General features: G+C 69.5%; 14 protein-coding genes. 10 read left to right on the top strand and 4 right to left on the bottom strand.

Annotated features, from left to right (window positions below):
- Positions 1-91 precede the first annotated feature (91 nt).
- The 3 genes from ACIBG5_RS13110 (at position 92) to ACIBG5_RS13100 (ending at position 2,872) form a co-directional block, all read left to right on the top strand.
- A complete protein-coding gene (locus tag ACIBG5_RS13110; protein ID WP_396391752.1) occupies positions 92-934 on the top strand; it encodes an alpha/beta fold hydrolase in 843 nt (280 codons plus the stop codon).
- Positions 935-1,001: 67 nt separating this feature from the next.
- Entirely contained in the window at positions 1,002-1,598 is a 597-nt protein-coding gene (locus ACIBG5_RS13105; protein ID WP_360451439.1) for a helix-turn-helix domain-containing protein, read from the top strand.
- A gap of 2 nt (positions 1,599-1,600) precedes the next feature.
- The gene (locus tag ACIBG5_RS13100; protein ID WP_396391751.1) at positions 1,601-2,872 is read left to right on the top strand and encodes an MFS transporter; all 1,272 of its coding nucleotides are present in this window, start codon (positions 1,601-1,603) and stop codon (positions 2,870-2,872) included.
- Here the strand turns inward: ACIBG5_RS13100 and ACIBG5_RS13095 are convergent.
- Positions 2,814-4,142: a hemolysin family protein gene (locus ACIBG5_RS13095; RefSeq protein WP_396391750.1), complete on the bottom strand. Its 1,329-nt coding sequence runs from the start codon at positions 4,140-4,142 to the stop codon at positions 2,814-2,816. The genes ACIBG5_RS13100 and ACIBG5_RS13095 overlap by 59 nt on opposite strands.
- Before the next feature lie 333 nt (positions 4,143-4,475).
- On the opposite strand from ACIBG5_RS13095, the gene galT reads away from it, so the two are divergent.
- Together galT and galK are read left to right on the top strand one after the other, a co-directional pair.
- Positions 4,476-5,522, top strand: coding sequence for a galactose-1-phosphate uridylyltransferase (gene galT / locus ACIBG5_RS13090; RefSeq protein ID WP_360451430.1), 1,047 nt, complete (start codon positions 4,476-4,478; stop codon positions 5,520-5,522).
- On the top strand, positions 5,519-6,649 hold the full coding sequence (gene galK / locus ACIBG5_RS13085) for a galactokinase (RefSeq protein WP_396391749.1): 1,131 nt from the start codon (positions 5,519-5,521) through the stop codon (positions 6,647-6,649). Before galT ends, galK begins: the two co-directional genes overlap by 4 nt.
- Positions 6,650-6,658: 9 nt before the next feature.
- Here galK and ACIBG5_RS13080 read toward each other — a convergent pair whose 3' ends face one another.
- Together ACIBG5_RS13080 and ACIBG5_RS13075 are read right to left on the bottom strand one after the other, a co-directional pair.
- On the bottom strand, positions 6,659-6,961 hold the full coding sequence (locus ACIBG5_RS13080) for a hypothetical protein (RefSeq protein ID WP_396391748.1): 303 nt from the start codon (positions 6,959-6,961) through the stop codon (positions 6,659-6,661).
- A gap of 4 nt (positions 6,962-6,965) precedes the next feature.
- Positions 6,966-7,778 carry a DeoR/GlpR family DNA-binding transcription regulator gene (locus ACIBG5_RS13075; protein WP_131352887.1) on the bottom strand — a complete coding sequence of 271 codons (813 nt, stop codon included), beginning with the start codon at positions 7,776-7,778 and terminating at the stop codon, positions 6,966-6,968.
- A 79-nt stretch (positions 7,779-7,857) separates the two neighbouring features.
- Here ACIBG5_RS13075 and ACIBG5_RS13070 point away from each other — a divergent pair, with 79 nt between their 5' ends.
- Both ACIBG5_RS13070 and ACIBG5_RS13065 read left to right on the top strand, forming a co-directional pair.
- Positions 7,858-8,988, top strand: coding sequence for a GNAT family N-acetyltransferase (locus ACIBG5_RS13070; RefSeq protein WP_396391747.1), 1,131 nt, complete (start codon positions 7,858-7,860; stop codon positions 8,986-8,988).
- 156 nt (positions 8,989-9,144) lie between these two features.
- Positions 9,145-9,807, top strand: coding sequence for a GNAT family N-acetyltransferase (locus tag ACIBG5_RS13065; RefSeq protein WP_396391746.1), 663 nt, complete (start codon positions 9,145-9,147; stop codon positions 9,805-9,807).
- 25 nt (positions 9,808-9,832) lie between these two features.
- Here ACIBG5_RS13065 and ACIBG5_RS13060 read toward each other — a convergent pair whose 3' ends face one another.
- Positions 9,833-10,291, bottom strand: coding sequence for a hypothetical protein (locus tag ACIBG5_RS13060; RefSeq protein ID WP_396391745.1), 459 nt, complete (start codon positions 10,289-10,291; stop codon positions 9,833-9,835).
- A gap of 13 nt (positions 10,292-10,304) precedes the next feature.
- Between ACIBG5_RS13060 and ACIBG5_RS13055 the strand changes: the two genes are divergently transcribed.
- The 3 genes from ACIBG5_RS13055 to ACIBG5_RS13045 all read left to right on the top strand — a co-directional run bounded on the left by ACIBG5_RS13055 (position 10,305) and on the right by ACIBG5_RS13045 (position 14,058).
- Positions 10,305-10,679 carry a CAP domain-containing protein gene (locus tag ACIBG5_RS13055; protein ID WP_396391744.1) on the top strand — a complete coding sequence of 125 codons (375 nt, stop codon included), beginning with the start codon at positions 10,305-10,307 and terminating at the stop codon, positions 10,677-10,679.
- A gap of 348 nt (positions 10,680-11,027) precedes the next feature.
- Positions 11,028-11,831: a CAP domain-containing protein gene (locus ACIBG5_RS13050; RefSeq protein ID WP_396391743.1), complete on the top strand. Its 804-nt coding sequence runs from the start codon at positions 11,028-11,030 to the stop codon at positions 11,829-11,831.
- 190 nt (positions 11,832-12,021) lie between these two features.
- The gene (locus ACIBG5_RS13045; protein ID WP_396391742.1) at positions 12,022-14,058 is read left to right on the top strand and encodes a hypothetical protein; all 2,037 of its coding nucleotides are present in this window, start codon (positions 12,022-12,024) and stop codon (positions 14,056-14,058) included.
- The last annotated feature ends 36 nt before the right edge of the window (positions 14,059-14,094 follow it).

The raw sequence follows: 14,094 nt of genomic DNA, 5'->3' as shown, positions 1-14,094 counted from the left end.
CCGGGCAGGGTTGCTGCCCCGGAATGTCGAGTCCTCCCGCGGCCCTCCGACGTACCGCTCGCCAACCCTCAACCGACCTAAGGTGAGCGACATGTACGAGATGGACTTCCGGCTGGCGGACGGACGCACGCTGCATGTGTATGACAGCGCGCCCGGCGACGATGCGCGGCTGGCAGTGTTCTGGCACCACGGCACGCCGAATCTGGGTGCCCCGCCGGCGCCGCTGGCCGAGGCGGGCGAGTGGCTCGGGATCCGGTGGATCTCGTTCGACCGGCCCGGGTACGGCGGTTCGACCGCGGCGCCGGGGCGGACGATGGCGTCGGTCACCGCCGACCTGACCACGGTCGCGGACTCCCTTGGGATCGGCACCTTCGCGCTGATGGGCTACTCGGGCGGCGGCTCGTACGCCCTCGGCGCCGCCGCGATCCTCGGCGATCGGGTAGAGGCGGTCACCACATTTGCCGCCATCGCGCCGTACGACGCCGACGGTCTCGACTGGTACGACGGGATGATCCCGTCGGGACTGGCATCACTCAAGTCCGCGGCAGCCGGCCGGGACGCGAAGGTGCGGCACGAGGCCTCGGGGGTCGAGTACGACCCGGAGTTCACCGCCACGGACCTGGCGATGTTCGAGGGTCCGTGGGGCTGGCTGGGTTCGGTCGCCGGCGACAAGTCGATGCCCAACGGTCCCGACGGCCTGATCGACGACGACTGTTCTTATGTAGTGCCCTGGGGCTGCGATCCGACCACCATCACCGCGCCCACTCTGCTCTTCCACGGTCAGACCGACGGCATCATCCCCAGCTCGCACGGCGCCTGGCTGGCCCGGCACATCCGCCCGGCGGCCCTTCGCCTCCTCCCCGGTGACGGTCACATCTCCGTCCTGGACCAGGCCGAGACCGGCCTCGAGTGGATCCGCGACCAGACCGGCTGACCGCGGTACGTCACAACATTCCAAGCAATGGCTTGACATCCCATTCGGCCCGGTGCATATTCCAAGCATGTCTTTGGAGAATGAGCCGCGGCGGACGCGGCTGCTCGACGATCCGCTCGCGATCCGGGCGATGGCTCACCCGGTGCGGCTGGATCTGCAGGGGTTGCTGGGGCGGGAGGGGCCGATGACCGCGGCCGACGCGGCGCGGCGGCTCGGGATCAGCCAGGCACTCGCCTCACACCACCTGCGGCAGCTGGCGAAGTACGACTTCGTCGAGCCCGCTCCCGGCAAGGACAACCGTGAGCGGCCTTGGCGGTTGGTGTCGACGTCGCAGTCGTGGCGCGAGGCCGCCCAGACCCCGGAAGGCGCCGCGGCGGCCGACGTACTCGAGCAACTGCTGGCCGAGCGCGCGCTGGAGTCACTCAGCAAGTGGCAGCAGCAGCGGCCGGCCGAGGACCCGATCTGGCGCGACCACTCCGGCATCGGGCAGAGCGGTGTCTACCTGACCGGCGAGGAGCTGGCCGAGCTCGTCGAGCAGATCAACGCTCTCGTGCAGCGGTACATCGACGAGCGTCCGATCGACGACAAGTCCACCCGTCCGGCCGGGAGCCGGCACGTCGCCATCACCCAGATCGTCACGATCACCCCGGAAGAGGAGGAGTAGCGATGAAGGACCTGTGGGGCGTCCTCGCGCGGCAACGCGACTACCGGCTGATGCTGAGCGCCGGGCTGATCTCTCTGACCGGCGACTGGCTGCTGCGCACCGGCCTGGCGTTCCAGGTGTACGTCCTGACCGGATCCACGCTCGCGTCCGGCGGCCTGCTGCTGGCATCGTTCGTGCCACCGGTCCTGCTCGGCTCGCTGGCCGGCGTCTTCGTCGACCGCTGGGACCGGCGTACGACGATGATCGTGACGAACGTCCTGAACGCCGTGGTCCTGCTTCCGCTCCTGGCGGTCCGGGACGAGAGCGCGATCTGGATCGTGTACTGCGTCGTGCTCGCACAGAGTTGTCTGCAACAGTTCTTCACCCCCGCCGAGCAGTCCCTCGTCCCGGCCCTGGTCGAGTCAGAGCAACTTGTCACAGCCAACGCCCTGAACAGTCAGATCCGCGACATCGCCCGGCTCGTCGGTGCCGCACTCGGCGGTGTGCTCGCGGCCGTCGGCGGCCTGTCCCTGCTGGCCATCGCGGACGCGGCGACCTTCCTGGTCGCGGTCGCTCTCGTCGCCGGCATCCGCCACCGCGCCGCGCGCCATCAGGAAGAACAGTCCGCGGAACAGGCGGCCGAAGGGGCGATCAAGCGGCTGAAAGCGGAATGGACCGAAGGACTCCGGCTGTGTGTCGGCAGTGCGGCGATGCGGCTGCTGTTCGGCTTCTGCATCGTCACCAGTGTCGGGGAAGGCGTGATGAGCACGCTGTTCGCACCGTTCGTCAGTTCCGAGCTGGGCGGCGACGGCAAGGCGTACGGCCTGATCGTCTCGTCGCAGGCGATCGGCGGCATCGTCGGCGGCCTGGTGGCGGCGTCGATCGGCTCACGGTTGCCTGCAGCAACAATGCTCGGCGTCGGGTCACTGCTGTTCGGCCTGGTCGACCTGACGCTGTTCTGCTACCCGCTCGTCTCGGACAGTCTGATCCCGGCGTTCGTCTGCATGATCGTCGTCGGCGTACCCGGCGCGTTCACGATCGCCGGCCTGATGACCGTGCTGCAACGCCTCACCGAGGATCGCATCCGCGGCCGGGTCTTCGGCGCGATCGCTGCCGCCGAAGGCGTCGCGGTGCTGGCCGGCATCGTGACCGCCGGTGTCCTCGGCGACGCGGTCGGCATCATCCCGGTCCTCGTCTTCCAGGGACTCGGGTACGTCGTCGGCGGTCTGGTGATCGTCAGTCGGCGGCGGACGCTGGCTCCGCATCCGGAACCGGCTCACCGTCTGTCGGCTTGATCAGGTGCACCCGGACGCGGGCGACCCGGCGGCCGTCCATCGCCATCACGATGAGGTTGTGGTCGGCGACCTGGACCTCCTCGCCCGCGGCCGGGACCTTGCCGAGCCGGGCGGCGAGGAACCCACCGACGGTCTCGTACGGGCCGTCCGGGAGCTCGACACCGGTCTCCTCGGCGAAGTCGTCCAGGTTGAGCAGGCCGTCGACCTCGATGTCGCCGCTGCGCAGCCGGGTGGTCTCGACGGACTCCTCGTCGTACTCGTCCCGGATGTCGCCGATCAACTCCTCGACCAGGTCCTCCAGCGTGACGATGCCCGCCGTACCGCCGTACTCGTCCAGCACGATCGCCAGGTGAGTACTGCGGCGGCGCATCTCGGTCAGCGTGGGCAGCAGCTTCGCGGTGTCCGGCAGCATCAGCACCTCGCGGGCCAGGTCGCCGACCCGGACCGAGCGGGACGCGACCGCCGGGTCGAACAGGTCCCGGACGTGGACGAACCCGACGATGTCGTCGGCGGAACCGTTCATCACCGGGTAGCGCGAGTGCGGCCGCTCGGCCGCGAACTTCACCGCCTTGTACGCCGGCATCTCCGCGTCGACGAAGTCCACCTCGGTGCGCGGGAGCATCAGCTCGCGCAACTGCCGGCCGCCGGCCTCGAAGACGTCGTCGACGATCCGGCGTTCCTCCTCGCCGAGTGACTCGTGCCCGGAGACCAGATCGCGCAACTCCTCGTCGGACATCACCTCACGGTTCGCGTTCGGGTCGCCGCCGAGCGCGCGGACCACCAGGTCGGTGGACCTGGACAGCAGCCAGATGACCGGGCGGGCGATCGAGGCGATCCGGTCGACCAGTGGGGCGAGGCCGAGGGCGAACGTCTCCGCCCGCTGGAGCGCGAGCCGCTTGGCCGCGAGCTCGCCGAGCACGATCGAGACGTAGGAGATGGCGATGGTGATCAGCACCAGGGCGGCCGTGTTCGCGACCGACTCGGGCAGGCCCAGCTTCTGCAGGTGCGGGGAGAGTGAGTCGGCCAGCGTCGCGCCACCGAAGGCGGCGGACAGGAAGCCCATCAGGGTCACGCCGATCTGGACCGCGGACAGGAACCGGTTCGGGTTGGCGGCGACCTTGGCCACGATCTCGCCGCGCCGGCCGCGGTGCGACAGGGACTTGAGCTGGCTCTCGCGCAGGGAGACCAGGGCCATCTCGGCTGCGGCGAAGACCCCACCGATCAGCACGAAGACAAGGATCAGGACGATATTGAGCAGCGTGGCTTTCATGGGTGGGAGTTCCTAGCGCCCTGCCTTGGTCGGGCTTCGAGTGATTGCGGCGTCCAGGTGCGTGCATCGCGGTGGCGGAGGGGAGGCCTCGATGCGGTTCATCGTGGCCTTCACTCCGCTGCCGCGAGGTGCGTGCCTGGGCGTCGCAAGCGCCGCAGAACGGCCGAGGCAGGGTGCTCACGCCCTCTCGTCGGATGCCGAGAGGGCGTTCGTTGGGCGTAGTCGTCCATTTACCTACCCTACCGGTGGGGCACCCCAGCATGCATGTTCGAGTTTGTTGGTTTACGATGATTCCTGGCTGACCAGTGACGGGCCGGCCGGGAGGGTCAATCGATGAACACACCGCGTGGCGCGCGCCGGACGGACACCAAGCTGTCCGACGGGCGTGAGCTCATCTACTACGACCCGGCCGATGCCCCGGTGCGGGTTCCGCTGGAGGACACCCGCGGGCTGCCGGCACCACAGCCCCAGGTCGAGCTGCGGACGGACCCGCTGACCGGCGATGTGATCACGTACGCGACCCACCGCAACACCCGGACCTATCTGCCGCCGGCCGACCAGTGCCCGTTGTGCGCGAGCAAGCCGGGCAACCCGACCGAGATCCCCGACCACGACTACAACGTCGCGGTGTTCGAGAACCGGTTCCCGTCCTTCGCCGGCCCGGGCCGGACCGAGGTGGTCTGCTTCACCAGCGACCACAACCAGTCCTTCACCAACCTGTCCCAGGGCCAGGCCCGGCTGGTGGTCGACACCTGGGCCGACCGGACCGCCGAGCTCGGCGCCCGCGACGACGTCGAGCTGGTCTTCCCGTTCGAGAACCGCGGCCGCGAGATCGGCGTGACGCTGAGCCACCCGCACGGCCAGATCTACGCCTACCCGTTCCTGCCGCCGCGGATGCGCACCCTGATGACCCAGGCCCGCCGGCACCAGGAAGTTGCCGGCAGCAACCTGTTCGCCGACGTGCTGGCGGCCGAGCGCAAGGAAGGCACCCGGGTCATCGCCGACAACGGCAACTGGACCGCGTTCGTGCCCGAGGCCGCCCGCTGGCCGGTCGAGGTGCACCTGTACCCGCACCGCCAGGTGGCCGGGATCGACGAGCTGTCGGTCGGCGAGCGCGACGACTTCGCCGAGCTGTACCTCGACGTACTGAGCCGCCTCGACGGCCTGTACGGCGACCCGCTGCCCTACATCGCCGCGTGGCACCAGGCCCCGGTCCGGATCGACCGCGAGCTCGGCTACCTTCACCTCGAGCTGTTGTCCATCCGCCGGGCCGCGGACAAGATCAAGTACCTGGCCGGGTCGGAGTCCGGGATGGGCGCGTTCATCAGCGACACCCGGCCCGAGGACGTGGCCGAGACCCTGCGGAAGGTTGGTTCGTGAGCTCGTTCGAGGACGTCTTCGGCACCACGCCGGACGGAAGGTGGCGGGCGCCGGGCCGGGTCAATCTGATCGGCGAGCACACCGACTACAACGACGGCCTGGTGCTGCCGATCGCCCTGCCGAACCGGATCCTGGTGACCGCGTCGCAACGCGACGACGGCCGGATCGCGGTCGCCTCCACCGGGCATCGGGGTGTGATCGAGTTCGCCATCGACGAGCTGACACCGGGTTCGGTCGGCGACTGGGCGGCGTACCCGGCGGGTGCGGCCTGGATCCTGCGGGAGTCCGGCTACCCGATCGGCGGCGCGAACCTGCTGGTCGACTCCGATCTCCCTTCGGGCGCCGGCCTGTCCTCATCCGCGGCCCTGCTGTGCGCAACGTCCGTCGCGCTGCTCGGGCTGCGCGACATCGAAGTCGACCCGGCTGAGGTCGCGCGGCTCGCACAACGCGCCGAGAACCAGTACGTCGGTGCGCCGGTCGGACTGATGGACCAGATGGCGTCGATGTGCTGCACCGCCGGTCATGCCTTGTACTTCGACATCCGCGCGATGTCGACGGAGCAGATCCCGTTCGACCCGGCCGCCGACGACCTCGCGTTGCTGGTCGTGGACGTGAAGGCACCGCATCGGCACGTCGACGGTGAGTACGCCGCCCGCCGGAAGAGCTGCGAGCAGGCCGCGGCGGAGCTCGGCCTACCGGCGTTGCGATCGATCGCGTTCGAAGATCTCGATGCGGCACTCGATCGTTTGCCTGACGACGTCGTACGGCGCCGGGTGCGGCACGTGGTCACGGAGATCCGCCGGGTCGAGGACGCGGTGGCGTTGATGCACGCCGGCCGGTTGCGCGACGTCGGGCCGTTGTTCACCGCGTCGCACGCGTCGCTGCGGGACGACTTCGAGATCACCGTGCCCGAGTTGGACGTCGCGGTCGACACTGCTCTCGCGACCGGTGCGCTCGGTGCGCGGATGACCGGCGGCGGTTTCGGTGGCTGCATCATCGCGCTGACCGAGGCGAGCGCGGCCGACTCTGTCCTCGCCGCGATCGAGAAAGCCTTTGCGGAACACGGTTTCAACTCTCCCAGCGCGCTGGCAGCGACTCCGTCGGCCGGAGCATCACGCGCCGACTGAAGTACACCATTAAGGCGTAGCCGTCGCCGCTCGCACCTCGCGCCGGATCGACGGCGCGGAGACGCCGGTGGCCGCCAACTGGATCACCAGGTAAGGAGTGCGCAGATCGGTGCGGTGGGCGAGGAACCCCGCACCGACCGCACCCAGCGGTGCCGCGCAGAACGCGACCATCCGATCGACCGCGGTCACCCGGCCGAGCAGTTCGGCCGGTACGACGCGCTGCCGCAAAGTGATCGAGACGACGTTCCACCAGGTGCTGCCGAAGCCGAGGGCCACCGCGGCCACGGCAACCGGAGCCTCCCGGCTCCTCATCCCCTCATGACGCTATGACCAGATCGCACCCTGTGTCGCGCATGGCTTTGCGGGCCGCGGTGGACAGGCCGGAGTCGGTGACGATGACGTCCAGGTCCGACCAGGTGGCGAACGTGCTCAGGCCGACCGTGCCCCACTTGGTGTGGTCCGCGACCACGACCACCTCGCGACTCGCGCCGATGAAGGAGCGGTTGGTCTCGGCCTCCATCAGGTTCGGCGTACTCAGACCGTGCTCCGCGTCGACGCCGTGCGCACCGAGGAACAGCAGGTCGAGGTGCAGCGACGCCAGCGCCGCTGTCGCGATCGGTCCGACCAGCGCATCGGACGGCGTACGAATGCCACCGATCAGTACGACGGTGCGGTCGGAGCGGCTGTTGCCGTGGAAGACATCCGCGATCCGCGCGGAGTTCGTCACGACCGTCAAGTTCTCCACCCGGAGCAGCTGACGTGCCAGCGCGTACGTCGTCGTACCGGCACCGATGCCGATCGCGCTGTCCGGCTGCACCCGTCCGGCCGCCTCGGCCGCGATCGCCTGCTTGGCCGCGGACTCCTGCGTCAGCTTGGCGTCGAACCCGGGCTCGTGCGCACTCCGCAGCCCCACCGAAGTGGCACCGCCATGCACCTTGTGCAGCAGACCGCTCGAGTCGAGCGCGTCCAGATCGCGCCGGATCGTCATGTCCGACACGCCGAACCGGTCGACCAGTTCGGCCACGGTGATCGCGCCACGACTGTTGACCTCGGCAACGATCGTGGCCTGCCGCTGGGCGGCCAGCTGCCCTCCCCGGCCCTTCGGGGCCTCTGTTCCAGCTGCGTTCACCCCCACAGACTAGACGGAGAACGTGCTGCTGTCAGGGAAATGGCATTGCCGCGACGATGCCACCTTGTCACCCTGAAGTATGCGATTTCCCGAGGATGTTCCGGTCCTGACCGATGGCGTGGTGACCCTGCGCGCGCACACGGCCGACGACATCGAGTCCGTCTACCAGATGTGCCAGGACCCGGTGATGCAGCGGTGGACCACGATTCCGGTCCCCTATCTGCGCGAGCACGCGGTCAACTACCTGACCGAACTCATCCCGGACGGCTGGCGTGACGGCACCATGTGGGCCTGGGCGATCGAGTACGACGGCCGGTACGCCGGGACCATCGACCTGCGCGACGGAGAGGGCGGGGTCGGCGAGGTCGGCTTCGGCGTGACACCGGAGGTCCGCGGCGCCGGGGTGATGACCCGCGCGCTGAAGCTGACCGTCCGGCACGCGTTCGACGTCCTCGGCTGGGATCGCGTGATCTGGCGGGCCTTCACCGGCAACTGGGCGTCGCGCCGGGTCGCCTGGAAGGCCGGCTTCCACGGCGTGGTCGTCGTACCAGGGGGTGGGCGGTCGCGTGGCGTGCGGCAGGACGAGTGGATCGCCTCGGTCGGGCGGGACGACGAACTGGGACCGCACGGCATCTGGTGGGATGTGGCAGTGCTCGAAGGCAACGGTCTGCGGCTGCGCCCGTTCCGGTCGACGGATGCCGAGCGGATCGTCGAGGCGTGCAGCGACGAGCGGACGCAGTACTGGCTGGCCGATCTGCCGTCGCCGTACACGCTCGGGGACGCGCACGGCTTCATGCGGAACCGGCAGGACAACCTGGCGTCCGGCAACGGGATCTCGTGGGCGGTCGCCGACCAGGAGACCGACGAACTGCTGGGTTGCGTCAGCATGTTCGGGATGAGTACCCGGATGGACAAGACCGTGGGCGAGATCGGGTACTGGATGCACCCGGACGCGCGCGGACGGAAGGTGATGTCGACCGCGGTCGGACTGCTGGTCGACCACGCCTTCAAGCCTGTGGCCGAAGGCGGTCTCGGCCGGCGCCGCCTGGTCCTGTTGGCTGCCGAGGGCAACAGCGCGTCGGCGCACGTTGCCGAGGTCAACGGCTTCACCCAGTTCGGCCGGATGCGGCAGGCGGCGGCACGCCGGGACGGGACGTACGTCGACCACTTCTGCTTCGACCTGCTCGCATCGGAGCGGGTGCCGGGCTGACCGCCGTACGGCCGGAATCGGACGGACCCAGGACTTGCGGACTCACCGGTCCGGGCGGTAGTGGTCACCCCCCGGAATCGGCGGAGTACGGCCAGTTGGTGCCAGACCACACCGTTTCCCCTCGCCGTCTCGGCATCTGGCTGCTTGAATCGACGGGTGAGAGATCGTGAGGAGCTGGTCCGCCGCTGGCAGGCCGGGTGGTCAGTCTCGCGGGGCTGGACCACTGTGGAGGACGACAACGACGGCATCTTGACCGTCCGTGCGGGTGAGGACAACCGCGCGATGGAGTACGTCGTCCTGGATGCCGACGACAAACCGGAACGCGTCGAACGCGCGGCCGAGCTGGCTCTGGCCGAGGGCGGTGGTCGCGGGGCGGGCTGGATCACGCTGGCCACCGACGACAAAGAGGCCCGGATCGAGCAGCTCGAGGATCTCGGCCTCGAGGTCCAGCAGGACCAGGACTGGCTGATGACGATCCAGTTGTCGGAGCAGCCGGCGCTGAAGCTGCACGAACGCTATGCCCTGCACACCGAGCTCGAGTCCGACCTGATCATTACTCGCGCCACCCTGCACGGCGGCGTGGTGTCGAGCGGCCGGATGGCGGTGGTCGGCGCGGACGCCGTGGCGGACCGGATCGAGACCGATCCGGCGCATCGGCGGCGCGGTCTCGGTAGTGCGGTGATGGCTTCGCTGGTCGAGACGGCCGCGGCCCAGGGCGCCAAGCGCGGCATCCTGATCGCGTCCATCGACGGCCTGCGGCTGTACCGCAGCCTGGGGTGGAAGGTCGTGGCGGACATCATCATCGCCCGCTCTCGCTGACCCGGCGTTCAAACGCATGAGTTTGTCAAAGCTTCGTGAAGTGCGGCTCGGGCGGGAGTGACGCCGTACTGCCGCGGGCAAGGCTGCACACCATGACGAACCACAAACGGTCGCTTGGTCGCGGAGTGGCCGGTCCCATCCTCGCGTCTCTCTCCGCCCTGGTCCTGCTGACGGGCATCGGGTGGTTCGTGCTGCGGGACACCGGTTCGGGCAGGCCGACCAGCCAGGAGCAGCCGATCCCCTCGATCACCGACGACGCCTCGTCGACGCCGATCAGCCCGAGCACTCCGGCGTACACACCGAGTCCGACGCCGACACCCCCGAAAGCGACGCCGACGCGGCCGAAGACCAAGAGCCCGACACCGACCCGGAGGAGTACGGAGCCCAGCCGCGACGCCACCCGGAAGCCGGCGCCGGAGCCGAGCCACACCTCTACTCCGAGGCCAACCAGGACGACGACCAAGCCGTCCGGTGGATCGGGCACTGCCGAGGCACAGGTGCTGTCGCTCACCAACGACGAGCGGGCGAAGGCCGGCTGCGGGCCGCTGCGGATGAACAGTGCGCTGTCCCGGGCCGCCGAGGCGCATGCGTCCGACATGGTCGACAAGCACTACTTCGCGCACGACAGCCTGGACGGCCGTAGTCCGTTCGACCGGATGAAGGCGGCCGGCTACAGCGGCGGCGCGATGGCCGAGAACATTGCCGTCGGCTACTCCAGTGCCGCGGCCGTGGTGAAGGGCTGGATGAACAGCCCCGGCCACAAGGAGAACATCCTCAACTGCACCTACAAGTGGCTCGGCGTCGGATACGACTCCGGCCAGGTCAAACCGGACTGGTCGAACGGCTCCTGGGTACAGGATTTCGGCGGCTGATCCGCGCCGTTCACATCGCTGCCACCGGCCCGTGGGCGAGCCGGTGGTAGATCGGTTTCCGCCAACCTTCAGGGATCGTTAAGAGGGATCGCGGATCTGTAACGGTGACCTATCTGATCGGTTAGGGTCACTGCCTGACACCAGGGGGGACCTGGCTGGACCCCGAGGGGAACGACGAAGTACTCGGTACGACGAAAGACGAAGAGGACTCGCCCACCCATGACGGATTCGCCTCCCCCCCGGCGACACCGCGGAACCCGACGTGCGCCCCGGCGTAGTCGCGGCCTGATCGGCCCGACCGTCAGTGCCCTGTCGGTTCTGCTCGCGATCGGCCCGGTGGTCTGGCTGATGTCACGCGACCCCTCCACGGTCGAGGACGCGACCAAGGTTCTGAACGTCTCCGAGGACACCCGGCAGGACTCCACGGGCGACGACACCCGGCCGGGGACGCCGGGCATCACCGTGACCAAGACCCTGCCGAACGGCGCGACCACCATTCTCCCGCCGACCCTCGGTGCGGCCGCGTCGACCACGACGTCGTCGGACACGCCGCAGACCAGCGGCACCCCGAGCGCCACCCCCACGGACGGTCTCACCACGCCGACCGACCCGGTCACGACGGTGACGGTGACCCCGGCACCACCGCGGACCACGAACGGCAGCGACCGGCCGAAGCCGCGGCCCAGCCACAGTACGCCGACCAGCACGGTCACCACGGACCCGGGCGACCCGCCGCCGTCCGGAGATGGCGGCCCCAGCTCGCAGGAGCGTGAGGTGCTGAACCTGACCAACCAGATCCGGCAGCAGCAAGGCTGCGGTCCGCTCCGGCTGGACAGCGCACTGGTCAAGGCGGCCGGTCGGCACGCATCCGACATGGTCCGCCGGCACTACATGGACCACACCAACCCCGACGGCCAGGATCCGGGCGACCGGATGGCGGCCGCCGGGTACCGCGGTTCCAGCTGGGGCGAGAACATCGCCGCCGGCTACTCCACCGCACAGAAGGTGGTCGCCGCCTGGATGCAGAGCGACGGGCACCGCAAGAACATCCTGAACTGCCGGTTCACCTCGATCGGCATCGGCTACGACTCCGGTCAGGTCCGGTCCGACTGGGGCCCGGGCAGCTGGGTCCAGGACTTCGGCCGGAGCTGAGGGCTGTCATTGTGCGGAAAACACAGAGTGTGGCGGAGACGTTGTCTCACGGTCACAATGTCCGGCCGGTTGACGGCCGGTCACTGCGGGTAGGTCCGTTCTTGTCAGGTCGCCGGTCCGTCCTGGGGGGCTCCGGTGATACGACTGACGAGGCACGTCTTGGGGCGACAGTGAAGGGAACAACGACATAATGTCCGAGTCCGGCGGCAGCGGCCGGTACAAGCCACGCAGGAAGGCGACCCGCGCCTCCTCGCGAGCAGCCCGGCCCAACCGGTCCACCCCGGCGGAGAACACCAACCCGCCGGCCCCTCCAGAACCACCGCGGTACGCACCACGCCCGACCGACGACGCACCCCTCTGGTCCGGCCCCGACACCACCCCGCAGTACGCCCCGCGCTCCTCAGGCTTCAACTCGCCCGAGTCGGGCTTCGGCGGGTCGTCCGAGCCGGGCTTCGGGTCGTCACAGCCGGGGTTCAGTGGCTCGGGCACGCGCGCGGCCGGCGGCTCTCCTTCGTGGGTCACCCAGTCGACGGCCGGTGCGCCGGAGGACGAGGTATCGACCGAGAGCGGAGCGCGACGTAGCGCCCGCCGGCCGGCGTCCTCGGACACCCCGCAGTACAACGCGCGCCGGGTCGCAGCCCCCAGGACCTCGTCCGAGTCCGGCGGACGCACGGCCGGGACCGCCGCATCCGCCTGGGACTTCGCCGCGCAGGCGGAGTCCCGCGACCGCGGACAAGCCTCGGGTACTCCGGCCTCGGCGTGGGACTTCGCATCCCAAGCCGGCGCCCGCACCTCGGAACCACCCGCCGGCACGGCCGCCTCCGCCTGGGACTTCACCAACCCCGACGAAGGACGCTCGGGCGGAACCCCGGCATCTGCCTGGGACTTCACCTCCCGAGCGGACTCGGCCGGCACGAAGCCCACCGGTTCCAGCGACACAACTGGCACTGACTCCACCGCCTGGGGCAGCAGCACGACCGGGACGGAGTACGGCCGAACCGGCAGCCCGACGGAGACGGAGTACGGCGCCCGGAGCGGCACGAGCGGGTCGGAGTACAGCGCTCCGAGCGGCGGCACGAGCGGGTCGGAGTACGAGGCTCGGACCGCGGGTCCTACCGGGATCGGGAACGAGTTCGGGACGCTGACCGCGACCGGGACCGCTCACCTGGGAACCAGCCCGCGGACCGGCTCCACCGGACTCGGTGGGTCGCGGACCGGGGCTACCGGACTTGGTGGCGCTACTGGTACTGCGGACCCAACGAGCCGGCTTGGGGCCGGCGAGTCTGTGGGCGCTGGGTCTGGCGCTGGTACGACGGGGGCTGAGCTCGGCGCTCGGAGCGGAGCGGGGAACAAGCGGACCGCGGACCGCGACGCGAGTGGTTCCGGCGCTGGGCGTCGTCTCGGCGGCGCCGGTGGTTCCGGTGGCGGGTCGCGGAGTGCGGCTCGTGCGGCGGCGGCCGGGAAGGCTGCCCGAGGACGGCGTTCGTTGATCGCGGTCGCGTCCGTGATCCTGGTGATCACCCCGATCTCCTGGATCCTGCTGCACCAGCCGCAGAACGACCAGGCCGACGCGTCGATCCCGATCGTCACCCGGACCGACGACACCTACATCACGCCGACGACCAAGCCGGTCGTCGCACCACCGACCCCGACGGCAACGCCGACGGTCCCGCCGTCGGCGACTCCCACGCCCTCGGAATCGGCGACTCCCAGCACCACGCCGTCGACCACCGATCGCCCGACCGCGAGCCCAACCGAGGGTCGTACGACGACGGACCCCAGCGCCACCCCCGACGACCGCCCGACCACCACGTCCCCGTCCAAGCCCCCGGCAACGCAGAACCCGCCCCCACCACCGGCGGATGACGGCAGCATGACCTCGGACGAACTGGCGCTGTTCACCATGATCGACAACGCCCGCCAGAACAACGGTTGTGCGCCACTCGAGCGCGACAGCAACATCACCAGCGGCGCTCGGGACGACGCGGAGAACAACGCCGCGTCGGGTTCGGTCAACGACAGCAACGGCTCGATGAGCGCGGCAGGCGGCGATCGGTGGAGCGTCCAGGACGCCTACAACCAGATGATGTCGCAGAGCTCGAAGACGATCCTGAACTGCGGTCACAAGACGCTGGGCGTCGGCTACGGCTCATCGTCGCACTGCACCAGCTTCCTGTGCCTCACCGGCAAGACCCCCCTGAACGCCTGGGTGGCTGACTTCTCGTAAGACGCACGCGGATTTCGTAGGTTGTTGGTGCGACCA

It is taken from the genome of Kribbella sp. NPDC050241 (assembly GCF_044459685.1).
GTDB lineage: Bacteria > Actinomycetota > Actinomycetes > Propionibacteriales > Kribbellaceae > Kribbella.
Note: the sequence above shows the minus strand (reverse complement) of the source record. Positions and strands in the feature narration are given on the sequence as shown.